Source organism: Erythrobacter sp. BLCC-B19 (assembly GCF_028621955.1).
GTDB lineage: Bacteria > Pseudomonadota > Alphaproteobacteria > Sphingomonadales > Sphingomonadaceae > Erythrobacter.
Map to the genome: position 1 here is coordinate 2,005,422 of NZ_CP117516.1, position 24,812 is coordinate 2,030,233.

General features: G+C 67.7%; 17 protein-coding genes. 5 read left to right on the forward strand and 12 right to left on the reverse strand.

Annotated elements, in window-relative coordinates:
• Nucleotides 1-54: 54 nt before the first annotated feature.
• Genes PS060_RS09425 through PS060_RS09460 form a run of 8 tightly spaced genes read right to left on the reverse strand, consistent with a single transcriptional unit; the run spans nt 55 to nt 10,811 of the window.
• Nucleotides 55-1,899, reverse strand: coding sequence for a carboxypeptidase regulatory-like domain-containing protein (locus PS060_RS09425; RefSeq protein WP_273982686.1), 1,845 nt, complete (start codon nt 1,897-1,899; stop codon nt 55-57).
• Nucleotides 1,899-4,007 (reverse strand): DUF4175 family protein, encoded by a 2,109-nt coding sequence (locus tag PS060_RS09430; RefSeq protein ID WP_273982687.1) that lies wholly within the window; start codon nt 4,005-4,007, stop codon nt 1,899-1,901. The genes PS060_RS09425 and PS060_RS09430 overlap by 1 nt, the downstream gene beginning before the upstream one ends.
• Complete coding sequence (locus PS060_RS09435; RefSeq protein WP_273982688.1) at nt 4,004-5,146, reverse strand: BatA domain-containing protein; 1,143 nt, start codon at nt 5,144-5,146, stop codon at nt 4,004-4,006. The genes PS060_RS09430 and PS060_RS09435 overlap by 4 nt, the downstream gene beginning before the upstream one ends.
• Nucleotides 5,143-6,039 carry a DUF58 domain-containing protein gene (locus tag PS060_RS09440; RefSeq protein WP_273982689.1) on the reverse strand — a complete coding sequence of 299 codons (897 nt, stop codon included), beginning with the start codon at nt 6,037-6,039 and terminating at the stop codon, nt 5,143-5,145. The genes PS060_RS09435 and PS060_RS09440 overlap by 4 nt, the downstream gene beginning before the upstream one ends.
• 3 nt (nt 6,040-6,042) lie before the next feature.
• A complete protein-coding gene (locus tag PS060_RS09445; protein WP_273982690.1) occupies nt 6,043-7,050 on the reverse strand; it encodes an AAA family ATPase in 1,008 nt (335 codons plus the stop codon).
• 14 nt (nt 7,051-7,064) lie between these two features.
• Nucleotides 7,065-7,802, reverse strand: a complete 738-nt coding sequence (locus PS060_RS09450) for a DUF4159 domain-containing protein (protein WP_273982692.1) — start codon at nt 7,800-7,802, stop codon at nt 7,065-7,067.
• Nucleotides 7,803-7,830: 28 nt separating this feature from the next.
• Nucleotides 7,831-9,153: a TldD/PmbA family protein gene (locus PS060_RS09455; protein WP_273982693.1), complete on the reverse strand. Its 1,323-nt coding sequence runs from the start codon at nt 9,151-9,153 to the stop codon at nt 7,831-7,833.
• A 23-nt stretch (nt 9,154-9,176) separates the two neighbouring features.
• Nucleotides 9,177-10,811, reverse strand: a complete 1,635-nt coding sequence (locus tag PS060_RS09460) for a TldD/PmbA family protein (protein ID WP_273982695.1) — start codon at nt 10,809-10,811, stop codon at nt 9,177-9,179.
• Between the two features lie 422 nt (nt 10,812-11,233).
• Between PS060_RS09460 and PS060_RS09465 the strand changes: the two genes are divergently transcribed.
• The gene (locus PS060_RS09465) at nt 11,234-14,272 is read left to right on the forward strand and encodes a TonB-dependent receptor (protein ID WP_273982696.1); all 3,039 of its coding nucleotides are present in this window, start codon (nt 11,234-11,236) and stop codon (nt 14,270-14,272) included.
• Here PS060_RS09465 and PS060_RS09470 read toward each other — a convergent pair.
• Complete coding sequence (locus tag PS060_RS09470) at nt 14,269-14,859, reverse strand: TetR/AcrR family transcriptional regulator (protein ID WP_273982698.1); 591 nt, start codon at nt 14,857-14,859, stop codon at nt 14,269-14,271. The genes PS060_RS09465 and PS060_RS09470 overlap by 4 nt on opposite strands.
• Before the next feature lie 109 nt (nt 14,860-14,968).
• Between PS060_RS09470 and PS060_RS09475 the strand changes: the two genes are divergently transcribed.
• Complete coding sequence (locus tag PS060_RS09475) at nt 14,969-16,399, forward strand: NAD(P)-binding protein (RefSeq protein WP_273982700.1); 1,431 nt, start codon at nt 14,969-14,971, stop codon at nt 16,397-16,399.
• Here PS060_RS09475 and PS060_RS09480 read toward each other — a convergent pair.
• The 3 genes from PS060_RS09480 to PS060_RS09490 are packed head-to-tail and all read right to left on the reverse strand — an operon-like array spanning nt 16,396 to nt 18,442.
• Nucleotides 16,396-16,824, reverse strand: a complete 429-nt coding sequence (locus tag PS060_RS09480) for a hypothetical protein (protein ID WP_273982702.1) — start codon at nt 16,822-16,824, stop codon at nt 16,396-16,398. The two genes, PS060_RS09475 and PS060_RS09480, sit on opposite strands and share 4 nt — an antisense overlap.
• Nucleotides 16,824-17,306 carry a DUF3617 domain-containing protein gene (locus tag PS060_RS09485; protein ID WP_273982703.1) on the reverse strand — a complete coding sequence of 161 codons (483 nt, stop codon included), beginning with the start codon at nt 17,304-17,306 and terminating at the stop codon, nt 16,824-16,826. Before PS060_RS09485 ends, PS060_RS09480 begins: the two co-directional genes overlap by 1 nt.
• 26 nt (nt 17,307-17,332) lie before the next feature.
• Nucleotides 17,333-18,442 carry a hypothetical protein gene (locus PS060_RS09490; protein WP_273982705.1) on the reverse strand — a complete coding sequence of 370 codons (1,110 nt, stop codon included), beginning with the start codon at nt 18,440-18,442 and terminating at the stop codon, nt 17,333-17,335.
• A gap of 132 nt (nt 18,443-18,574) precedes the next feature.
• Here PS060_RS09490 and PS060_RS09495 point away from each other — a divergent pair, with 132 nt between their 5' ends.
• From PS060_RS09495 to PS060_RS09505, 3 genes are all read left to right on the forward strand, one after another.
• The gene (locus PS060_RS09495) at nt 18,575-19,012 is read left to right on the forward strand and encodes a hypothetical protein (protein ID WP_273982706.1); all 438 of its coding nucleotides are present in this window, start codon (nt 18,575-18,577) and stop codon (nt 19,010-19,012) included.
• A gap of 58 nt (nt 19,013-19,070) precedes the next feature.
• On the forward strand, nt 19,071-19,787 hold the full coding sequence (locus PS060_RS09500; RefSeq protein WP_273982708.1) for a response regulator: 717 nt from the start codon (nt 19,071-19,073) through the stop codon (nt 19,785-19,787).
• A 106-nt stretch (nt 19,788-19,893) separates the two neighbouring features.
• Nucleotides 19,894-24,771, forward strand: a complete 4,878-nt coding sequence (locus tag PS060_RS09505) for an autotransporter-associated beta strand repeat-containing protein (RefSeq protein ID WP_273982710.1) — start codon at nt 19,894-19,896, stop codon at nt 24,769-24,771.
• Nucleotides 24,772-24,812 lie beyond the last annotated feature (41 nt).

The window sequence follows — 24,812 nt, forward strand, 5'->3', positions numbered from 1 at the left end:
GATATTTATCGGGTATGCACAGGTAAGCAGATACGCAGACAACGCAGGGCGGGCCTAGGCGGTTTCCCTCGGATCGCCCCATAATTGGCTCGCACTATCGAGCGCTCCGCCCCGCCAGCGGCGCTCGGCGAACCACAACGCGGCGGTGAGGGCGAGCCAGCCGAGCAGCCACGGCCAGCCCGGCCCGCGCCGCTCGGGTGCGGGCTGCGCGGCGGGGCTGGCTTGCGCAGCTGCCCAGCGCGCCGTCGCCTCGCCGGTTTCGCGCGCGCGGATCGCCGCGAAGGCATTGTGCGGCATGACAAGGAAGGCGAACCGCTGCGCGCCATCCTCGCCGGGCTGGACGAGCGTGTACTCTCCCTCCGCCTCGGGCCATGCCGCAGCGCAGCCGCGCGGCCCGGCGGCAGGGTCGATGGCAAGCGCGACCTCGGCCCCGCCGGGGTTAATAAGGCGCGGCGATCCGGCCAGCCCGCAAATGGCGATCCTTTCCCCCGCCGCGATCAGTGGCACCAGCGAGGGGCGGAACGTCCCCTCGGGCCGGGCAACCGCGCTCAGTGCGGCGCTCCACCATTGTTCGTAGCGGTCAGCCTGCCCTGCCAGCACCAGGGTAAAACTGTCCGCCACCGTCCAGAGCAGCACACGCCCCTGCCCGCGCTGCTGCCATCCCGCCAGCACCGCGCCTTCGGCATCGGCGACAACCGGCACAAAGGTGGCCCCGGTGCGCACCAAGAAGCGGGTAAGCTCGGGCGCCGGGTCTTCGAAGGTGTTGAGGCCTTCGGGAACATCCGCGCTGCCGGGGCCGCGGCGGAAGGCCAGCGCCTCAGCCTCGGCGGCGAGCGGGGGGAGGGCGACGGTCGCAACCTCGCTGCCGCCTTCGGCCACCAACCCGAGCGCGCGCCAGTTCTGGCGGGTTGCGGCTGAGGCAGGAGCGCTCATGCGCACCACCACGCCCAGCCCGCCATTCACCGCCTGCGCCAGCGCCGCCCTTCCGCCGCCGCCGATGGCTGCGAGCGCGGCATCGTCGATCATCACCACATCTGCCTCGCGCAGGGCGGCAGGGTCGATCCGCGCGCCGCCGCCGCCCAGATCGACCCCCGCGCCTGCATCGAGGCGGCTGGCAAGGTCGAACCCGGCATCTTCGGCCCAGCGGCGCAGATACTTGGCCTCGGGCGAGGGTGCGCCGATCAGCAGCACCCGCAAGGGTTGGGGCGCGGCAAGGGTGCGCAGCGGGACAGGGGTGTCGGAGACGATCGCCTTGTCGTTCCCGCGCAAGCGAAGCGTAAAGGTCGCAAGGCCCGGCGCGCGCGCCGTGCTGCCGAGCGTGAACGCGCCGTCCGGCCCGATGTCCCGCTGATCGACCAGACGCCCTGCCGGGTCGAGCAGTTCGGCCGTCCCGCCCGCCAGCCCCTCGGCCTCGCCGCCCAGCGCGAAGACTGCGCCGGCCGGGGTATCGGCGGGCGGATCGAGCCGGATCAGCCCGCGCGGGCTTGGCAAGGGGGTGAAGGCGACAGGCAGGCTCGCGCCGGCTTCCAGGTCGCGCGCGGGCAACCCGCGCCCGAGGATCCGCAGGCGCTGCACCTGCCCGTGACGACGCAGCGCGGTGGCGAGATCGGGCACGCGCTCGGCCCCTGCCAGCACCGGGGCTTCGGGCAGGGCGACCAGCCGCTCGCCCGGCGCGGCGCGGGTGCCCGGCGGGGTCTCGGCGGTTGCGACCACCAGCGTCTCGCCGCCGACCGGCAGCAGCGGGGGGAACAGCGTCAGAAAGAGCAGCGCGCCGCTCGCCAGCGACAGCAGCGCCAGCACGCCACCCCGCCAGTCTCGCCGCGCCAGCAGCAGCCGCCCCGCCGCCGCCAGCGCGCCCGCGCCGATGAGCAGCGCGGCGAGTGTCTCCGGCCCCGGCATCAGCGCAAGCCCTGCGTGTAGCGGCGGCCCAGCGCCCCGCCATCGTCGCGGCGGCGCACGGCGGTGGGGGGGCGGGTGAGCACCGTCCACAACTGGCCGCGCAAGCCATCGCGCCGCGCCTGCGAATCCGGCGCAGCGCGCAGCGCGTCAATCGCGGCCAGCACGGCGAGGGGATCGCCGATCCGCGCGGTGTTGGCGCGCACCCAGCGCTCCAGCCCGGCAAGGTCGATCCGGCCCGGCTGCGCCAGCGCGCGCCACGCGGTCGCGGGCACGGCATCGTCGATGGCAAAGGGGGTGAGCTGTGCGCCCTTGCCGACGATCCCCACCCGCTTGCCGGTCAGCCGCCGCGCCATGTCGATCGGTGGCTGCTGCGTTCCAATGCGCGGCAGATAGATGCGGGTCGCCTGCTGGATCTGCTTGATATACTGGAGCGCCTTGTTCTCGAACGGCAGCGCCGCCTCGGGCTTGCCGGTGCGCAGGTTCACCTCCGCCTCCCACATCGCATCGAGCGCGGCCTTCAAGAGCTTGCGGGTGTCGGGATCGAGCAGGGTTGCCGCTTCGCTCTCGTCATGGACGTGGCCATATTCGGCTGTGACATCGCCGATGGCCCCGAACACCGGGGGCTTGCGGTCATTGCTGTGATCGTGCCCGTCGCCGTCGTAATGTTCCGGCTCGGCAGGTTCGTCCTTTTCGGCGATGGGGAGCGGGGGCTTGGGGACTTCCTCCGCCTCCATCCCGACAAACTGGCCATAGCGCAGCCGCAGCAACCGCTGATCGACCCCGATCGCGTCGGAACGCTGCATGAAATCGTCCGCTGACAGGTTTTTGCGCTGTTTTATCAGCGCTTCGGTGTCGATGATCACCTGCCGCTGGCTGCGGAAATAGGCGGGCATCTGCTGCTTGGCCATGAGGTCGAGCCCTTCCGCTTCCATCGCGCGGGGCGAGGGGTAGCGCAGGATCACGCCGGGGCCGCGCACGATCTGCGGCTCGGGGGAACGGGTGTCGGCGATGGTCAGCTGGGCGACCAGATCGCTCCCCGGCACGAGGCCATAGGCGCCAAGCGGCAGATCGATCACGAACCGCCGCCGCCGGGGATCGCCGGTGCCGCGAACGGTGATGCTGCGTTCGGCAAAGCGGACATTCTCCCCCTCGCCGATAGCGGTGGTGAGGGTCAGTCGGGCGATGGCATCGACGGCGTAATCATCGCTCGCCTCGAAGATGATCCGCCAGCTGCGTTGGCCCGGCGTCATCATCACAAGGCCCGAGGCCGGTTCGATCACGCGCACCTGCGGTGGTTCGTCGGCGATGGGTTCGAGCCGGTGTGCGGGCTGTTCGCCGGGCATGGCGGCGGCGGTGATGCGGTAGAGCGCAGGGCTGTCGAGGCGGAGCGCGCCTTGCCAGCCTTCGCTTGTGCGCGCGAGCGGGATCGCCTGACCGCCGATCAGCTGCACCGCCGCAGCGGTGGGGGCGGGGTCAAAGCCCAGCGTCCATTCGATCTGCGATCCGGCAGGCGCGCGGATATCGAGGCTGTCGGCGTAGGAGGGGGCAAGTCCGGTATAGGCGGGCGGCACGATCCTCACCCGCTGGCCGGTCAGGCGCGGCGCTCCTGCCGGGGCGGCGGTGCCCGAGGGGGCAGGGGCGAGCGGGGGCGTGTCGGATTGCTGCGCCTGCCACAGGGCGATCCCTGCGAGCGCCGCCAAGCCAAGCCCCCACGCCAGCGCGATCCGGCGGCGCGGCAAGCGGTCGGCAAGGCTCGCGGGATCGAGCGCGGCGATGCGCGCGGCGATGCGATCGGCCTGCAATTGCTGAAAGGGGGTGAGCGGCCCCTCGCTGAAGGCGAGCGCCGCGCTGTCCTCAAGGCTGCCCTCGCGGGCATTGAGGCGGCGCACCAGCCAGCTCTCGTCGAAGCGCGCGGTGCGTTGCAGGGTCAGCCAGCCAAGCGCCGCGCCACCCGCAATCAGCAGCCCTGCCGCGAGCGCAGCCCCGCCCAGCACCCAGCCGAGCGCCGCCAGCACCAGCACCGCCGGGCTGCCGATCAAGACCGCCTCGGCGGCAGCCGCGCGGCGCGCAGGGGCGAGCCAGATGTCGGGGCGCTGGGCGATGCTCATGCGGCGAACCTGCGCGCGCGGCTCGCCAGCCAGCGTTCGGCGGCGAAGGCGAGCGCGATCAGCACAGCGAGCCAGTCGCCAAGCTCGCGCGGGGGGAGGGGATAGGGCTTGGTTCCCGCCACCGGCGCAAAGGCGGCGGCGCTGACGCGGGCGGGCGGGGGTGCGGGCGGCGATACCAGATCGCGCAGCGACGAGGCAAAGCCGGGCGCGAGCAGATCGGGCATGGCGGCAGGTTCAAGCGCGCGGGTGAAGCGCATCAGCCGCCCTGCACCCAAGGGGCCGCCTTCGACCAGCGGCGCGCCCGCCTCGTCCGTCCACACGGGCGCAGTGGCGGCGGGCATGGCTACCTCAGCGGCAGGTCCGAGCAGCGCCGTGCCGCCCTCGCTGACCCAGTCGGTCACGCTGCCGGGCACGGGGCCGGGGGTCAGCCACACCAGCACCTGATCGGCAGGCGGCAAGTCGGTGCCGGTCGCAGCCTCGAAGCGCGGCGCATCGCTCCACGCCTCGGCGGCAGCGCGGAAGTAGCGCAAGGATGCGGTCTGGCCCGGCGCATAGCGCACGGCGAGCGCCGGAGCGGGGGGCGGCGCGGGGGTGGCGGCGGGGGCGGGGCTATCGACGATCCGCCACCGGGCCTTGCGGGTCAGCCGCAAGGGCGCGGCATCGACCCCGGCGAGCACCGGGGGGACGAGGATCGTCAGCGAGGCCTCGGGCGGCAATTCGGCGTCGAACTGGCGGATCAGGCTGGAGGCTGCGCCCGGCGCAGGCGCGGCGGTGCCCTCCACGGCGGGGAAGCCCGGCGCGATCCAGCGCAGATTGGCCTCAGCCCCGGCAGCAGCACGCGCGGCGGCGGGGTCGACCCCCGGCGCAACCAGCACCCGCGCGCCCGTGTCTTCCCACCCCAGCACCGCAGGCCGCGCCAGCAGCAGGGCGAGCAGTGCCACCAGCAGCAGCCGCAGCGCCAGCAGCACCCACTCGTCAAACCGCAAGCGGCGGCGCGGGCGCGGCAGCGGGTCGAGCCAGCGCAGCGCGGCGAAATCGAGCGGCACTTCCTCCGTCCGGCGCCGCAGGTGCACCAGCAGCGGCACCGCCAATGCGGCGAGCGCGGCAAGACCCAGCGGGAACAGCAGCAGCGGGCTCACGCAGGCGGCGCTCCGCGTCCGAAGAACACGTGCAGCGGACGGTCAATGCTCTCGTCCAGCACCAACGCGGTGTGGCGGATGCCGGCTGTGTCGAGCCTTTCGGCCAGCGCCGCCCGCGCCGCAGCGAACCGGGCGAGGAAGCTGTCGCGCAAGGCCGTGCCATCGCCGATCAGGTGCTCGCCGGTTTCGGGATCGAGGAAGCGGTAGCCGCCGTCGAAGGGGAAATCGCGCTCCTCTACGGTCAGCACCTGAACGCAGAGCACCTCGCGCCCGGCCTTGGCGAGCCGTTCGATCAGGGCAATCCCCCCCTCGTCGAAGCAATCGGAGAGGAAGAACACCAGATCATTCGCCCCGATCCGTTCCCACAGGGGCGCAAGCGTGGCGGCATCGGGGAAGGTGCCAGCGGGTTCCAATCGCGCCAGATCAAGCTGCAAGCGATCGCGCTGGGCGCGGCCTGCTGCCGGTTCTGCCACTCCCAGCCCACCTTGCGCCAGCGTGATCCAGCCGAAACGGTCGCCCTGCATCTGCGCCAGTTCGGCAATGCACAGCGCCAGCAGCCCCGCCGCATCGCTGCGCGTCCAATCGGGCCGGGCGCGGTCGGCCTGACGCATCGAGGCGCTCGCGTCGATCAGCATCCAGACCGCAATCGGGCTTTCCTCCTCCGCCTCGCGCACGAAGAACTTGTCGGAGCGGGCGAACAGCTTCCAGTCGATCCGGCGCGGCTCGTCACCCGGCTCGTAGGCGCGGTATTGCGCAAACTCTAACCCTGCGCCCTTGTTGCGGCTGGCATGCATCCCGAAGCCCCGGTCGCCCATGTCGCGCCGGGTGGTGAGCCGCAGCCGCTTCAACCGGCTGCGGATCGCGGGCGGGATGACGAGCGGCGTGCGCGCCATGGCCTAGGCCGTTGGCGGCGGCAGGTGGGCGAGCAGGCTTGCGACGATATCGTCGGTGCTCTTGCCCTCGGCCTCGGCAGCGAAGGAGAGCAGCAGGCGGTGGCGCAGCACGGGGGCGGCGAGCGCGGCAATATCCTCGCGCGTGGCGGCGAGCCTGCCGTGGAGCAGCGCGCGCGCCTTGGCGCACAGCACCAGCGCCTGGCCTGCGCGCGGGCCTGCACCCCAGCGCACATAGGTGGCGACATCGGCGGGCGCCTGTGCATCGCCGGGCCGGCTCGCGCGCACCAAGGTGGTGATCCATTCGAGCAGGTCGCCCGACAGGTAAACCTCGCGCACCATCGCCTGCAACGCCAGCACATCCTCTGCCGCCATCACGCAAGGCACCTCATCGCCCGCGCTGCCGGTGGTGCGGGCGAGAATGTCGCGCTCTTCCGCCGCGGTCGGATAGCCGACCCGCACCAGCAGCAGGAAGCGGTCAAGCTGGGCTTCGGGCAGGGGATAGGTGCCCGCCTGTTCGAGCGGGTTCTGGGTCGCCAGCACGAAGAAGGGGCGGGGCAGCTGATAGGTCTGCCCGCCATAGCTGACGGTCTTTTCCTGCATCGCCTCCAGCAGCGCGGCCTGCGTCTTGGGGGGCGTGCGGTTGAGTTCGTCGGCCAGCAGCAGGTTGGTGAAAACCGGGCCCTTCTGGAACCGGAAGCTGCGGTGGCCGGTGCCGTGGTCTTCCTCCAGCAGTTCCGTGCCGAGAATGTCGCTCGGCATCAGGTCGGGGGTGAACTGGACGCGGCGGAAATCGAGCCGCAGCGCTTCGCCCAGCGTGCGCACCAGCAGCGTCTTGCCGAGGCCGGGCACGCCTTCGAGCAGACAATGCCCGCCCGCCAGCAGGCCGATCAGCAATTGTTCGACCACATCCTCCTGCCCGACAATCGCGGTGGCGATCGCGCGCTTCAGATCGCCGATGCGGGCCGTGCGCTGTTCGATTGCGGCGCTCTGTGCCGCTGTATCCTCACTCACCTGCTTTCAACCCTTCAATTGCTGAGCGCATACATGATGATGTTCACCCCGAAGCGGGTGTTGTCTTCCGCCAGGAAGCGCTTGTTGCGCCAGTCGTAATCCCATTCGCAGCCGTAATCCTTGTTGCTGTAGAGCAGCCCCAGACGGCCGTTGATGGTAATGCCCTTGAGGTAATCGTGAATGAGGTCATCGCCCCAGCCGTTCAGTTCAAAGGAGGTCGCGGGCGGGCCGTCGAACTTGAAGAAGCTCGAATAGAGCGGGTGGGTGTTGGGCAGTTTCTTCAGGGCGTCCGCGCCGAAGATGCTCGCCACCTGCGCCTCGAAGGACTTGGCGAACAGCCCGTCGATGTCGTGGTTGCAGTCATCGACGAACACGAACCCGCCGTTCCTCACGTAGCGTTCGAAATTGCGGCGTTCGGCGGCGGAGAATTCGACCGCCTTGTGCCCGGCGAGATAGCAGAACGGCGCGGCGAGCATCCGGGGATCGGCAAGGTCGATCACGTGTTCCTTGGGATCGACCTTGAGAGTGGTGTAGTCGATCAGCGAGGTAATGAGGTTGGCCGGCATCCGCTGATCGACGTCCCAGTCGCCCGAGTTGTACTTGAGCCGGGTGAACCAGAAATCATAGCCCGCCGCCCCGGGGCTGCCGGGGCGCGATTGTGCGGCGGCGCGGGTGCCCGGCAAGGCCGCAGCCGCGAGCGCGCCGGTCAGCAGCCTTAGAAAACCGGCGCGGGTTGTGCCTTGGTGGCTCATCTGGCCCGCGCCTGCCCGTTCTTTGGTGTCAGACAGCGTCCGACAGCGAGGTGAAGGTGAAGTCCCTGAGCTTCATCGCCGGAACCATCATGCTGCCATCCTCAACCCGCACCGACCGGCCGAGTTCCTCGATGTTGTTGAGCATGATCACCGGGCTTTCGTTGAAGCGGAAGTTCTTGATCGGATACTTCAGCTGGCCGTTCTCGATGTAGAAGGTGCCGTCGCGGGTGAGGCCGGTGAGCAGCACGGTCTGCGGATCGACCATGCGGATATACCAGGTGCGGGTCACCAGAATGCCGCGTTCGGTGCCTGCAATCAGTTCCGAGGTCGATTTGGTGCCGCCTTCCATGATGGTGTTGCCCCATCCGGCGGTTTCGGGCTTGCCCTGCTTGTTCGCCCAGTAGCGGCTGTATTGCAGGTTGGCGACCTTGCCGCCGTCGATGATCATAGTCTTCTGGCGCGGCAGCCCGTCGCCGTCCCACGGCATGGCAGGCACGGTGGGGTTGGCGGGATCGGTGTAGATCATCACCCGCGGGTCCATGATCTGCTCGCCGATCTTGTTGCCGCCGCCCTGCTTGGAGAGGAAGCTGCGCCCTTCATCGGCCGAGCGCGCATCGAAGAAGTTCATCATGAAGCTGATAAGCCCAGATGCCGCCGCCGGTTCGAGGATGACGGTGTACTTGCCCGGCTCCAGCGCCTGCGCATCGACCGAGGCGGCCGCCTTGCGCATCGCGATCTGCACATCGTCGCCCGCATCAAGGCTGGCGATGTCCTTGACGTTGCTCGCGACCCAGCCCGACCCGCGCCCGTCCTCGGTACGCACGGTGCAGGTGTAATCGGCGATGGTCGATTTCTGATAGCCGAAATTGCCGTTCGAATTGGCATGGGCAAAGAAGGTGTGCCCGTCTTCGAGGAAGCCTGCGGCGATCAGCCCCTGTTCCCTGCACGGCAGGATCGAGGCTTCGGCGATCTTCGCGCGGGCTTCGGCGGTCAGCGCGGCGGTGGCTTCGCTGTAGGTGTCGGTCGCGGTGTAGGTCTGTTTGGCCACGGGGGGCATATATTCGGGGTTTTCCGGGGCCAGCTTGGCCAGATCCTCGGCCCGGCGCACCACCCGTTCAAGGCTGGCATCGTCGAACTGGTTGATCGAGGCGGTGCCCACGCGCTTGCCATAGGCGACCTCGACCGCCAGCTGCACGTCATCGACGATACCCGACGTCGAGATGTCGTTGCGCGCAAAGCGGACGTTGCCGCCGATCCCGCCGCTCAGCACCGCGCTGGTGTTGTCGGCGGTCGACAGGGCGATCACCTTGTCGAGAATGGCCTTGGCCTGCGCTTCAGTCAGAATGCTCATGTCAGTCTCTCCTCGCGCGAAGCTCAACCCAGCGACCGGGCGGTGTTGATGACGTTGATGCCGTCGAAACGGGTGGTCGAGGAGCCGTGGCTCACCGCCGAAATCTGGCTCGGTTGGCCCTTGCCGTCGAAGAACGAGCCGAACATCCGGTAATCGCTCTCGTCACAGATCGCCGAGCACGATCCCCAGAATTCAGGCGTGCGCATCTGGTAGGCGACATCCTCGATCATGGGGCCAAGCTTGCCGTTCTTGATCTCGTAGAACACCGTGCCGCCGAACTGCGCGTTGTAGCGCTGCTGGTCGATCGAGAAGGAACCGCGCCCGGCGATGTAGATGCCGTTTTCGACCCCTGCGATCATGTCGGCGGGGGTCATCGGGGTCTTGCCGGGGGCAAGGCTGACGTTCGCCATGCGCTGGAACTGCACGCTCGACCAGCTGTCGGCGTAGCAGCAGCCGTCGCTTTCGGTCTTGCCGACGATATGCGCCTGATCGCGGATGGTCTGGTAGTCGACCAGGATGCCGTCCTTGACCAGATCCCAGCGCTTGCACTTCACGCCTTCGTCGTCATAGCCGACCGCGCCGAGGCTGCCGACCTGGGTCTTGTCGGCGAACAGGTTGACGATCTCGCTGCCGTATTTGAACGCGGCATCGCGCTTGTCGATCGTGGCAAAGCTGGTGCCGGCGTAGTTCGCTTCGTAGCCCAGCACGCGGTCGAGCTCGAGCGGGTGACCGACGCTTTCGTGGATGGTGAGGCCGAGGTGGTTGGGGTCGAGCACCAGATCATACTTGCCCGGCTTGACCGAAGGCGCCTTGAGCTTGGCCTGCGCGTCCCGGGCCGCGGCGATCGCGTCTTCCTTCATGTCGTAGGACATGCCGTAAGTGGTCAGCCCGTTGGGCAGCACGAACTTGTCTTCGGCGCGCCCGTCCAGGTATTCATAGCCGAGCCCCATCGGCGCCGAGAGCCCCTCGCGCGAGCGGAACTTGCCGGTGGTGGTGTCGACCGCGGTGACGGTGGTCGGCGCCCAGATGCGGTGCACGTCCTGATCGATGTAGGAACCATCGGTCGAGGCGAAATATTTCTGCTCGTTGACGAGGAACAGCAGCGAATTGACGAAGCTGGCGCCGGCATTGAGCGCCGAATCGTTCACATCCATCAGCAGCGCGACCTTGTCGGCGATGGGAACTTCCATCGCGTTCTTCTTGATCGGCGTGCGCCAGCTGACCTCGCCCACGCCGGGGGTGGGGGCGAGCTGGACGGCGGTGGTCTGAATCCGGGCGTTGGCCTTGGCGATGGCGGTCGCCTGCCGGGCAGCAGCGGCAACCGCGTCCTCGGTCATCACGTTGGTCGCGGCAAAGCCCCATGCCCCGTCAGCGATCACGCGCACCCCGGTGCCGGTCGACTCGGTGTTGACGATGTTCTCGACATTGCGTTCGCGGGTGATGACGAACTGGCGCAGATAGCGGCCGACGCGCACGTCACAGTAAGACGCCCCCGCGTCGGTCGCCGCCGCCAGCGCCGCATCGGCGAGGCGCTTCTTCACGGCGATGTCGATGCCGTCCTGCAATTGTTCGGCAGCAATCGCCTTGCCGAAGATCGAGGGCGATAGCGCAGCGCCTGTAAAGAAGGTGCTGAGCGCCAAAAAGTCCCGTCTGTCCACGCGAATTCTCCCCGACCGGGCCGGCGCAGCGCTCCGGGTGATCCGAAGCCTTGCCGGCAATTGCCTTGTAGCGGGGCAAACTGGTCGACAGCCTGCCGACAGGTCAAACCCTTTGGTCTGACTGCCGACACAATCCATGCCGCCTGTGACATCGCGCCCCGCGTCGCGCCATGTCCTAGACCCGCGATGGCGAGGGATGGGCGATGCCACCGACGAAGCGCGTGACTTTATCGACGAACAGGCCACGGCCCCCGGCCAAGTGGCACGCGTGATTGACCGGCCCCCGGCGGCTCTGTCACAGGGTTGAGGCGCAATCAGTCGGGGGCGGCGGTGCAGCAATTTCGGCTTGCGGTGAAACCCCGGGGGCGATGCCAGCGAATGATGCCCGGCGCAGCAAGGTCGCTGGCAAGAAGGGGAATTCGATGAACATGACTGTCCTGCGGGCCGCCCTCTGGTCGAGCGCGCTGGGTGCGGGGCTGGTGCTCGGCGCGCAGCCCGCAATGGCGCAGCAGGCGGGCCTGACGATCGCGGTGGTGGACGAGACCGGCGCGCCGGTTGCCGATGCGACCGTGGTTATCGCCAACCCCGCGATCGGCCTGACCCGCGAAGTGCGCACCGATGCGCGCGGGCGGGCGCAGGTCGAAGGCCTGACCACGGCGGGCGAGTATCAGGTCTCGATCCCCGCCGGCGCAGGCCATGCCGCGCTGGCCGCGCAGCCCGTCGAACTGCGCGCCAACTTTGCCCGCAGCGTGACGCTGCAACTCGCCCCTGCCGCTGCCAGCGAGATTACCGTCACCGCCGCGCGCGCGATTACCGCGCTCAACACCGCCAATGCCGAAATTTCCGCATCGCTGGGGCGTGAACAGCTGGTGGCGCTGCCGATCGAAGGGCGCGATGTGCTCAGCGCGCTGATCCGCCTGCCCAATGTCGTCCCTTCGACCGGGTTCTTCCCCGAAGCGCCGTCCATTTCGATCAACGGCTCCAACGGCCTCGACACCAATTACCTGATCGACGGGCTCGACAATAACGAGAACTTTTTGGGCGGGATCAAATTCCCCGTGCCGCTGGGTTTCACCCGCGAAGTGACCGTGCTGGCGAACTCCTATTCCGCCGCCTATGGGCGCACTGCGAACGGGATCGTGAATTATACCACCCCATCGGGCAGCAATAGCTTTACCGGAGAGGCCTATGCCTTGGTTCGACCCGGCAGGCCGCTCGACTCCCAGTCGCCTTTCCCCCGCCGCGACCTGTCGGGCAACCCTGTGGGCGAGAGCTTCGAACGCTATCAGGCGGGCTTTGCGATTGGCGGGCCGATCGCGCGGGATCGCACCTTCTTCTATGCCAATTACGAATACACCCGTGATCGCAACACGCAGGTGGTCGATGCGCCCTTGTTGGGGATTGTCGATGACGTCACCGGCAACAACCAGTTCCAGCTCGCCTCGCTGCGGCTCGATCACCGGCTGACGGCGGATTGGACGCTGGGCCTGCGCGCCAATATCGGGCGCGTCACCATCGACCGGCCCGGCGGCGCGCTGGGCGGGGGCAATGCGACCTTCCCGTCAGCCGGATCGCAGCAGGATCGCAATTCGACGTTGGTCGCTGCCACCGCCAGCTATGCCGGCGATGCGTGGAGCTATGACGGGGCGCTGCAATACAGCCGCTTCCGCTGGGACTATGGCGAGGCGATCGGCGGGCCGGGGCCGCAGGTGACGATCCGCGCGCCATCGGGGCTGGTGGCAGGCTTGGTCGGGCATCCGGGCTATGTGTTCGACAGTCTGGAAGAGACCTGGCAGACCACCCACCGCCTCCAGCGCGATCTTGGCGCACACCGGCTGCGGGTGGGCGGCGATGTGATCGCGTCGGACTTCGCCTTGCTGGGCGGGGGCAACCCTGATGGCAACTTCACCGTCGATCTGACGAGCGCGCAACTCGCCAGCCTGTCACCGCGCGGGTTGGGACTGACGGCCGAGGACGTGCTGGCGCTCAATCCGGCGGTTGCCAATTATGCGGTCGAACTGCGCCCGCAGAGCTTCGGGACAAGGCAGACCTTGATTGCGCTCTACCTCGAAGACGAATGGAGCCTTGCACCCAATGTCACCGCCACGCTGGGCCTGCGCTGGGATTACGATACCCTGACCGAGCGCGGTGGCGGTGATGGCGATAGCGACAACATCGCGCCCCGCTTTGCCTTGAACTGGCAGCCCGATGCGCGATCGTCCGTGCGGTTCGGGGCGGGGATCTTCACCGGCAAGCTGAGCTATGCGGTCGTCTCGGACGCATTGCAGCGCAACACCACCTCGGCCGGGTTCCTGAGCCAGCTGGCGCAGTTGCAGGCGCGCGGGGCCATTCCGGCGGGAGTCGATCTGGCCGACATCACCTTCGCCGGTAACCTCACCGCATCGCCCCCCTGTGCCACGGTCAGCGCCTGCCCAAGCCCGGCGCAGGTGCAGGCCTTGCGCGATACGGCGACCTTGGGCGAGGGGCGCATCCTCAGCACCACCGGCTATGACAACCCATGGAGCGTGCAGGTGAGCGGCGGCTATCAATATGCCGCAACAGGCAACCTGACCCTGTCGGTCGATGCGCTCTACAGCCGCTCGCACAATCTGGTGCGGCTGCGCGACCTGAACGCGCCTGCGCCCTTCACGCCCAATCTTGCAAATCTCACCGACGCGAACATCGCCGCCTTGCGTGCCTTGCCTGATAACGCCGCGCGGCTGGTGCTGGCGCAGAGCCTCGGGCTGGTGCGATCACAGGCCGCCGCCGATGCCACGCGCCCGATTGCGCTGGTGCCGGGCGGCGCGCGGCAGATCACCGTGTCCGAAACCGCAGGCGAGGCGGAATATCTCGCGCTGATCCTGCAAGCGATCAAGGCGCGGGGGCAGGATGATTACGCCTTCCGCGTCAGCTACACGCTCTCGCGGCTCAGGAACGATACCGACGACATCAATTTCCGCAGCGCCAACAGCAACGACTTTGCCAGCGAATGGGGGCCGTCGGCTAATGACCGGCGGCACGTTATCTCGGCGGTGGGGTATCTCTACCCGGCAGATGGTCTGACGCTGACCTTGGCCGGGCTGTTCCAGTCGGGCCAGCCGGTCAATCTGGTGCCCGATGCGCGCATTTTCGGCACGCAGGATCTGAACGGCGACGGGGCGAGCTTTGGCGAGAATTACCTCGGAAATTCGGATCGCTACCCCGGCGAGACGCGCAATTCGGCGCGTCTGCCGTGGTCGGCGACGGTGGACTTTGGCGCGCGCTATGCCCTGCCGGTGCTGGGCGGGCGGATCACGCTGAGCGCGGATGTGTTCAACATCTTCAACGCCAACAACCAGAGCGGCTTTGCCAATGCGGCAACGACCTCGAACCAGATCCAGTTCGGCGGGGGTGCGGGTTTCGTGCAGCGCAATGCCGCCCCGCCGCGGCAGTTCCAGTTCGGGTTGGCGATGGGCTTCTAGCCCGCGCGCCCGAGCGTGCGGGCGAGCAGGGTGAGGGTGTCCTGCGCCGAGCCGGGGGGCATGGTGCCGGCCAGCTCCAGCCCGACCGCGCCGTGCAGCGCCGACCAGATCAGCCCCTCGGTCGCGCGCGCCTCGGCTTCGGGGATGCCGCGTGCAATCAACCGGTCGCCGATCACCGATAGCGTCGCGCGCGCCCGCGCCACGGCGCGTCCCAGCGGGCCGTCGGCCGCGTCGTCCTGCTGGGTGAGGCCGAACATCAGGCGATAGGTGTGCGCGTTGGCGAGCGCGAAGCCGATATAGGCGCGGCCCATCGCGACGGCCTTGGCCGTGCCATCGCCCGGCGTGTCGGCATGGGCGGCCTCGAGCCGGGCGGCGAAGGTCTCGAACCCGCGGATGCGCACTGCGGTGAGGATTTCCTCGCGGCTGGCGAAGTAGCGATAGGGGGTCATCGGGCTGACCTCCAGCGCGGCGGCAATCTGGCGCATCGAGACGTTCTCGGCCCCGCGCTCGGCAAACAGGGCGGCGGCGACATCGCACACCCGCTCCTTGAAGCGCGCAAGATCAGCGTCGGAGAGGGGGCGGGACACGGAGGGCCTTTCGCAAGCTGGGTTGACGGTTTCATCTTACAGTGTAAATTTACATTGTAAACCGTCGCGCTCCGCCGAATCGCAAGCCGCGTTAAAGGCGGCGGCCCGGATGGACTTCATCACCTTGGGGAATGTCATGACCACCATCGCAACCGACTATCTGATCATCGGCGCGGGCGCAGTGGGGATGGCCTTTGCCGACACGATGATCGCCGAAAGCGATGCCCATGTGACGATCATCGACCGCCAGTCGCGCCCCGGGGGGCACTGGAACGACGCTTACGGCTTTGTCGCGCTGCACCAGCCCTCGGCCTTCTACGGGGTGAACTCGCTGCCGCTGGGCGAGAACCGCAAGGACACGCACGGGGTCAATGCCGGGCTTTACGAGCTGGCATCAGGCCCCGAGGTGAGCGGCTATTACGACAGGGTGATGCGGCAGAAGCTGCTGCCGTCGGGGCAGGTGACCTATCTGCCGATGCACGAATGGCATGATGATGGCCGCGCGGTATCGCTGATGTCGGGCGAAGCGACGGCGATCACGGTGCGGCGCAAGGTGGTATACAGCGCGCACAATGCCCCGGTGATCCCGGCCAACCACACCCCGCGCTTCGCTGTGGCTGAAGGCGTGCGCATGGTTCCCCCCGGCGCGCTGCCCCGCCTGTGGCTGGCGCCCGAGCGCCCCGATCGCTTCGTGGTGCTGGGTGCGGGCAAGACCGCGATGGATGCGATCGGCTGGCTGCTCGCCATGGGCACCCCGGCGGATGCGATCCAGTGGATCAAGCCGCGCGACAGCTGGCTGATTGACCGCACCGGCACCCAGCCGGGTGAGGAGTTCTTCGACGATGTGTTCGGCCGCCAGCTCGCCCAGATGCAGGCCTTCGCGCAAGGCACCTCGCCCGAGGACATCTTCGCGCGGCTGGAAGCGGCAGGCGTGATGCTGCGGATCGACCCGGACGTGACGCCCACCATGTTCCACTACGCCACGATCTCGCGGGGCGAGGTGGCCGAACTGCGGCGCGTGACCAATGTCGTGCGCAAGGGCCGGGTGACAGCGATCACCCCCGATGCGATCCTGCTGGAAGAGGGTAGCGAACCGGCGCTGGCGGGTGCGCTCTATGTCGATTGCACCGCCTCTGCGGTCGAGCCGCGGCCTGCCGTGCCGATCTTTCAGGGCGAGCGGATCATCCCGCAGCTGGTGCGCGTCCCGCAGCCGTGCTTCTCGGCGGCGTTGATCGCTTTCGTTGAGGCGCATTACCCCGATGACGATGCGGCCAAGAACGCGCTGTGCCGGACCGTGCCTTTCCCGCAAGACCTCAAGAGCTACCTCACCACCAACATCGTCAACATCATGAACCAGGGGACGTGGTTCACCGACGAAAAGCTGGGGGCGTGGATCAGGCAGAGCCGTCTCGACGGGTTCGGCAAGATCGCCGCCGGGATCGACCGCAGCGATGCGGCGCGGGTGGCCATCTTGCAGGAACTGCGCGCCACCGGGCCTGCGGCGGTCGCCAACCTGATGCGGCTGGCGGCGGCGGCTTAGCCTGCGATAACCGTCAGCAGCCGGCGCGCGACCCAGCCTGACCGGCACGGGCCGTCATAGGCGTGGGCCTTGCCGGCAATCGGCATCGAGACCCGGCATTCGGATACGTCTGGGCCGCCCAGGGGCTCGGGGTAGATGATGCCCACCCACTGCCCGTCGGCGCTGGTCGCGCACAGCAGCACTTCCTGTCCCGGCAGCAGCTTGTAGAGCCTGCGCGCCTTGAGGCTGGGCGCGGCGCGCACCGCGACAAAGCCGTCGCCGCCTTCGCGCAAGGGGACGATCACGGCCACGCTGGGGCAGGCGTCGATGTCCTGCTGCCCGCCGACCATCACGGGGCGGTCTGCGGGCGGCTTGGCGGCCACCGGGAGAGCCAGCGCCAGCGCGGCCAGCACGGCGGCTGCGCTGCGGCTCGTCCGCTGGCGCATCACCCCTTGCATTCGCCGATGCGTTCGCTGGTCAGGCTCATTTCCATATTGGCCTTGCCGCCCGGCAGCTTGTCGTCGGTGACTTCACCCGACATCACCATTGTGACCTTGTCGGGGGTATAGGTGCCCGTCATCGCCATTTTCGGCGCGCCGATGCCGGTCATGCCCTTGCACACCATCGTCCCCGACATGGTGCCGCCGCCCTGCTTGAAATCCTCCATCGTGCAGTCGCCCTGCTGCATCCCGCTCGACATGGTGCGCACCCCGGCCTTGGCTTCCTCGGGGCTCATGCAGGCTTCGGTGGTCTGGCTCTGGCCAAGCATCGCCTTGGCGCGCTCGGCGACTTCGGGCGGCGCGCCCGGAATCTCGAACTTGGTCATCGCCATGGTGTTCTTCCAGTTGCCCGGATTGAGCTCGCCATCGGCCTGCCCGCAGGCGGCGAGAATGGCGATCAGGGGCAGGGTGGCAATTGCGTGTTTCATGCTGGTTTCCTTGTGAAGATGCGGTGTCAGCCGAGGCAGCCGCAGGGGATATAGCGTTGGCTGGCCGGGTTGATCGAAATGCTGGCGGTCGAAGTGCCGAAGGTGCCGCCGCCCATGTAGTCCTCGTAGAAATAATGGACATTGGCGGTGCAGTATTTCGCGCCGCGCGCCAGAATGGCGACGGTGGTTTCGCGCTCGGTCGGGATGCCGGTGATCTCGTTGCGCTCGACATCCCAGTTCTCGCCAATGCCGACCGCGCGCAGGATCGTCATGTCCGGATTGCTCGAAATACGCCGAGCCTCGGACAAGGCCCGCGACTCCAGCGCTGCGCTCGCCGTGGCCCCGCGCTTGGTGTTGCAGATGGCGGTGTTGCCGGGGGTGAAGGCGTTCGCCGGAACGGTGAGGTTGAAACGCCCCGAGGCGACCACCCCTGCGGCGATGAACTGGTCATTCCCGATCGCGGTTTCAGGGATCACCTCCATCGTGATGGTGTGCGTGCCGGGTTTCAGCAGCCCGATCGCGGTGGCCTTCGACAGCATTTCCATGAACACGTCCGTACCCGGGGTCAGCTGCGCGCCAATCGTGTTGATGAACTGTCCGCGCCAGGTGGTCCAGGTCTTGTGATCGCCCGGGTTGCCCCACGGGAACATCGTGGTTTCGAAGACCTGTCCGGCAACCGTGAAGCGTGCCTTGTAACGCACCCCGTCGGCATAGACCGCGCTCGCTGCCATCCCGTTGGCCGCAGCAATGGCATTGACCGCAGATGTCTGGGTGAAGACGCGGAAGAACATCGGCTGGCCGAGCGTGAAATCGCTGACGATATCGGCCTCGGTGATTGCGCCGATGCCCAGATCCTTGCGCAGGAAGACGATCTGGCTCTGATGCGCAGCGTGGACGGCGTTGTGAACGCCCTGATCTTGTATCGCACCGGCGCCGGTGCTCGCGGTCGTGGACGGCTTGTCCGCCGCCGGAACGGGCAGCGGACGGCGGGTCGGCCGGGCGCTCTGGTCGCCGCTGGCACCGGGCAGCTTGCTGCGCGCCTCCTCGAACCGCTTGAACGGATCCTGCGCCGAAAGCTGCGCTCCGGCGAGCATGGTGCCGCCCAGCGCGGCAAGCAGACAAATGTGGCGTCGCATCAAGACCCTCCCGTGATTGACGGATGGGTTGTCTGCGCCAGCACCCCCGCGCTCACCATCCCCCCATCTGGCGGGGGTGCCGCGCCCGGCCGGCTGTGGTCTGTTCATCGGGAGATCAGAAAGGACAGGCAGATGGGTTTCTGGAGCACCTTGTTCGGCGGCGGCTCGGCCGAAGAGCGAGCGGCCAAGGCGCAGGCCAAGGCCGACCGGCGCGCCGCGCGCGAGGCAGCCGAGGCGGCGGAGAAGACGCAGCTCTATCTCCAGCTGTTCGACCGGGCGCTGGGCAATGATCCTGAGAACGCCGCGCTCGGCCAGCGCACCAAGGCGGCGATCAAGCTGGTGCTGGCGAATGAACTGACCATGGGGCGCGAGGCGTGGCTTGCCATCGCGCGCGACCACCCGTCCGAACTCGCCACGGCGCTCGAACAGGTGGGCGTGTGCTACCATCTCGAAAAGGACTACGCGGCGGCGCTCAGGCATTACGACGATGCCATCCGGGTCGGTGCGGACGCCGATCAGCTGGCCGACAATATCGCAGAGGCGAGGAAGGGCCTTGCCGGACTTGGCTGAGTATTGGCGCCGGTTGAAGCGCCTTGCCGATAAGATCATAACATGGGTTGCAAGCAAGATGGACATGATGATGGCGCACGGCGAGCAGGATGATGTTGCCACTGACCCCGGACCGGGCAGGGCGGCCCGCGTCATCATTGTCGAGGATGACGAACGCCTGCGCACCTACGCCATCGACGCGCTGGCCGCTGCGCCCGAGATTGCCGTGGTCGGCGATGCCGGCTGCCTTGCCGACGGCCTGCCGCTGGTCGATCTGCTGCCCGATCTGGCGCTGCTCGATCTCGGCCTGCCCGATGGCAGCGGGATCCGGGTGATCGAGGCGATCCGCGCGCGTGTGCCTGCCTGCAAGGTGCTGGTCTTCACTGTGTTCGAAGACCGCGCGAGCGTGCTGGGCACGCTCAAGGCCGGGGCGGATGGCTATATCCTCAAGGACACCAGCGCCGACATGGTGCTCGCCCATGTGCGCGCGACGCTGGCGGGCGAGACCCCGATCAGCGCGCGCGCGGCGAGCCATCTGCTGAGCCTCGTTCGCGATGAGCCGGTGGCCGAAACCTCCGAGCCCGACGCCCCCCACCTCTCCCCGCGCGAGCGCGAGCTGCTCGAATATCTCGCGCGCGGCCTCTCCCGCAAGGAAGCCGCACGGGTGATGAACCTTTCGCCCTACACGGTCGCCGAATATGTGCAGGGCATCTACCGCAAGCTGCACGTCAAATCGCGCGGCGAGGCGGTGTTCGAGGCGATCCAGGCGAAGCTGATCCGCATCGACCGGGAGTAGCCGGAAGGGGGAAACTTCCCCCCACCCCCCTCCTCTGTGGGGATATGCCAAACCGCCCGCGGGGCCGAAAGCGACATGGAAATCAGCACCCTGGAGGGGAGTTTCCATGCCTGTTACCCGTCGCCGTATCGCCCACGCCGCCTTGCTGGCGTCCGCCTCGTTCCTGTCGATGACCCTCGCGAGCGAGGCGCAGGCGCAGTGTGTGCCGACCCCGACGCAGCCATTGAACAACATCACTACTGACAGCACGATCGTCTCGTGCACGGGCAGCGTGAACGGGCCGGTCATCACGGTGAACGCCGATGGCGTCAACGTGGATACCAATGGTCCGGGGACCAACGTGTCGGGCGCCAACATCACCGTCACGGGCAACAGCAATGCCGTTCAGGTTCGCAACGGCGCGATCCTGAACGGGTCGCAAATCGCCCTGAACGGCACCGGAAACACGATGCTCTACGGGAGCGGCGCCGTTTCGAATGGTTCGATCGTCAATATCAGCGGCGCGAATTCGCAGCTGCTTTTCCTGTCCGGATCGCAAGTCACCCAGAATCCCGGCCAGACGACCATCTCGGCGCTCGCGGGTCAGCAGAACAGCATCGTGATCTTTGCGGGCGGCGGCCTTTTCACGACCGGCGGCAACGGACAATATCTGATCACCGGAGGCACCGGGAACCAGAACGTGGTGATCGACGGCTTCTTCGTCGCGCCGAGCGATGGGCTCGCCATCGCGCTGGGTGACGGGGATGACAGCATCGCCATCGGCGGGGCCGCGAACATCTCCACTCAAGCTTCCGGTATCGCCCTGTTCAATGGCGGCGCGGGCACCGACACCTTCAGTATCAATGATGACGGGATGTGGATCCACGACACGGTCGGGTTCGAGGTCATCAACATCAACCCCAACACCGCCATCACCCTGACCGGCAGCAATGCCGACGCGGTCCAGTTCAATGTGCAGGGCGGCAGTGTCACGGTGACCAGCGGCGCTGCGCTGGGGGTTGCAAACAGCACGGTTGATATCGGCCAGTTCGGCGAGCTCACGCTTGCCTACACCGCATCGGCCAGCTTCAATAACACGCTGACCGGCAGCGGCCGGCTCAATGTCGATTCCTCGGGCAACACGATCACCTTCGGCGGTGACGGCACCGGGTACTCGGGTGCGGTCGTGATCAGCGGCGGCACGACTGCGGCTCTGGGGCAAGCGGGTGCAGTCGGCACCGGCGGCATCATCAACAACGGGACGATCTCCTGGAGCGATTTCGATCTTGCCAACAACATCGCGGGCATCGGAAATCTGATCTATACCGGGGTTGGCACCGGCGACCTCAGCGGAGCGAACAGCTTCAGCGGCGGCATCGACATCCGCAGCGGCAGCCTGCGCGTGACGACTGCCGGCGCGCTGGGTACCGGCGCGGTCACCAGCACCACGGGTGGGGTCATCCTGCAATTCGACAATGGCGCCTATCAGGCGCTGGCCAACGACCTTACTGGCGGGCTGGTGCTCGCCAAGACCAGCGGCGGCGTGCTCGAACTGACCGGCACCAACACCTACACCGGCGGCACGCTGATCGATACCGGCGCGATCCGCGTCGACAGCTTCGCGCGGCTCGGCACCGGGCAGGTCATCGCCAATGCGGGCGGCAGCCTGATCCTCAACTACAATGGCTCGGGCCAGCTGCTGCAGACCACCACCTTCCTCACCGGTGCGGGCTCCTTCATCAAGGAGGGCAACGGCGATGTGGTAATGGACCTCGTCAGCACCTACACCGGCGGCACCATCATCCGCGAAGGCCGCCTCGGCCTCAACGACGGCTTGGCGCTGGGCACCGGTGCGATCCAGATTGATGCGGGCGCGGAGCTGGGCGTCGGCGGGATCATTCTGAACAATGACCTCACCGGCGGCGGCCTCGTCCGCAAGACTGCGAGCAACACCGTCGAACTGAACGGCAACAATATCGGCTTTGTCGGAACCATTCTCGTCGAAGACGGCGATATGCTCGTCACCAACGGCAATGCGCTGGGCAGCGGTACCTTGCAGATCAATAGCGGCACGGCCGTCTACATCAATGCGACCGCGGATTCGGTGATGGCCGCGAGCCTGACCGGTGCGGGCAATTTCGAGAAGGCGGGTGCGGGCCGGATCACGCTGACGGGCAATGGCTCGCAGTTCGGCGGGAACATCGCGATCCAGAATGGCACTCTGCAGATTGCGGGCGACCAGAACATCGGCACCAGCCCCGGGGGCGTGTTCATCAACACGCTCGGCACGCTGCAACTCGACACCGCGGGGAGCACCAACCTTGCCACCGTGGTCTATGGCAGCGGCAAGGTGGTGAAGACCGGAACCGGCACGGTTTTCATGACGGGTGCCAACACCTATTCGGGCGGCACCGATATCCAGCAGGGCGCGATCCGGGTGACCGATGTGGGCGTGCTCGGCACCGGGGCGATCACGGTGCAGGCGGGCGCGGCGCTCGACCTGTCGATTGCCGGCGCACAGACCCTCAGCCAGAATGTCACGGGGGCAGGGATCCTGCGCAAGTCCGATAGCGGCGATCTGACGCTGCTGTCCAATGGCCTGACCGGCGGGGTCGACATTGTCGGCGGGCGGGTGATCGTGAACAGCGCGGCCGCGATCGGCGGCGGGCCGGTGACGACCGCGGCGGGCACCCGGCTGGTGTTCGACAATGCCGCGACCGAAGTCAGCAACACCCCGATCAGCGGCGCGGGCGGGCTGACCAAGACCGGCACTGGCCTGCTCGTGATGAACAACGCCAACAGCTTTACCGGCGGCACGCTGATCAGCGCCGGGCGGCTCGGGCTGAATGACGGCATGGGCCTCGGCACCGGCACCATCACGATCCAGCAGGGCGCGATCCTCGGGATCGGCGGGGTCAATGTCGCCAATGCCATCGTCGGCGCGGGGCAAGTCATCAAGACCGCCAACAACACCGCGACCCTCACCGGCAACAACGCCTATTCGGGCGGGACCGATATCCAGCAGGGCGCGGTGCGCGTCACCAACCCGGCATCGCTCGGCACCGGCGGGGTGCAGATGGCGAGCGGCACGCAACTGATCGTCGACTACAGCGGGGCGAACAATGTCGCGCTGAACAATGTCCTCAGTGGCGCGGGCGCGCTAGTGAAGGATGGTAGCGGCACGGTGGTGATGAACGCGCAAGGGAACACCTACAGCGGCGGCACCACGATCAACGCCGGTCGCCTCGGCCTCAACTTCGGCGATGCGCTGGGCACTGGCGCGGTGACCATCGCCAGCGGAGCGGAGCTCGCGATCGGCGACATCCAGCTGGCCAACAACGTGTCGGGCGCAGGGCGGATCATCAAGACCAGCGCTGGCACGTCGAGCCTCACCGGCACCAACACCCATAGCGGCGGGATCGCGATCCAGGCCGGGGTCCTGGCGGTAAGCGGCAACGGGGCGCTCGGCACCGGGACGGTGAGCATCGGCAGCGGGGCGAGCCTCGACTACACCAATGCCGCCGCCGCGACCTTCAGCAATGGCCTGTCAGGGGCGGGGACGTTCACCAAGCTGGGCGCAGGACAACTGACCTTCGCCAGCAACTTCACCATCGGCGCGCTCGCCTTGCAGGCCGGGCGCACCCGGATCAACACCGTGGCGACCACCAACGCAACCGTCGCTGCCGGGGCCACGCTCGACGGCACGGGGCGGATCATTGGCAACCTCGTCAACAACGGCACGGTCGCGCCGGGCAACAGCATCGGCACGCTGACGGTGCAGGGCAACTATACCCACAATGCAACCGGCGTGCTGGAGGTGGAGTTCGACGCCAACGGCAATATCGACCTGCTCGACGTCACCGGCAATGCGGTGCTCAACGGCGGGACGATCCGCTTTGTCGGGATTGGCGGGGCCGAGGGGCAGGGGGGCACCTTCCTGCGCACTGGCGGCAGCGTGACCGGCACCTTCAGCACCATCGAGACTGTCGGCGCGCAGCTGCCGCTGGCGGTTTTCTATACCGCCAACACCGGACAGATGGCGCCTTCGGTGGTGACGGCGCGGCCTTCGACCTTCAATGCGCAGGCGCTGGCGGCGGCGGACACGGCCTTCGCCTTCATCGACACGCTGGGCGTTGTCGACGCGCGCCATGGCCGGGGCAACCGCGTGTGGCTGAGCGGCTTCGGCGCCTGGGGCAGCCGCAGCGCATCGGGCACGACGCTGGCCTATGATCACGAAACCCGCGGGATCAGCGGCGGGATCAACCTCGATATGGGGGGCAACTTCACCCTCGGCGGGGCGCTGGGCTGGGCCAAGGGCGACATCGAGCTGGGCAGCAATGGCGGCGGCGGCGATCAGACCCACACGCTGGGCAGCCTCAACCTGCGCTATGGCACCGACGACATCACGCTGGGCGTTGGCATGGTGCTCGGCAATGTCGATCAGGCGACCTTGCGCAATGTCAGCTTCAACGGCTTTTCGGGCAGCGTCAGCGGCGAGACCGAGAGCGATATCGTCGCCTTCTTCGCCGAAGCCGGCGTGCCGCTTGGCGAGACGGGCGGGTGGAACTTCGCCGTCAACGCCCGCGGCAGCGTGGTGCGGCAGGAGCAGGACGGCTACACCGAAAGCGGCACCAGCCCGCTGCGCCTGCGGCTTGGGAATATTGCCACCGAATCGGTCGAAGGCGTGGGCCGCCTCACCGCGACCACGCGGCTGTGGGATGGCAATGTCGGGGCCGAGGAGAACGCGTCGGGGCTCGATCTCAGGGTCGATCTGGGCGGGCGCTATCTCGCGCTGCAGGGTGATCGGCCGATCCCGGTGACCTTCGCGGTGAGCAATGCCGGCATCGTCCTGCAAGGCGATACCCGCGACACCGCCCAGGCGATCGGCGGTCTGGCGCTGGATTACACCACCAGCAGCGGCGCGATCTTCAGCCTCGGCTATCGCGGCGAGATCGGCAAGACCGATCGCCATGCTGTGCAGGCGGGCATCAGCATTGCATTCTGACGCAAGCCCCCCTTGCGCAGAGTCCGGGGCCAATCCTTGAC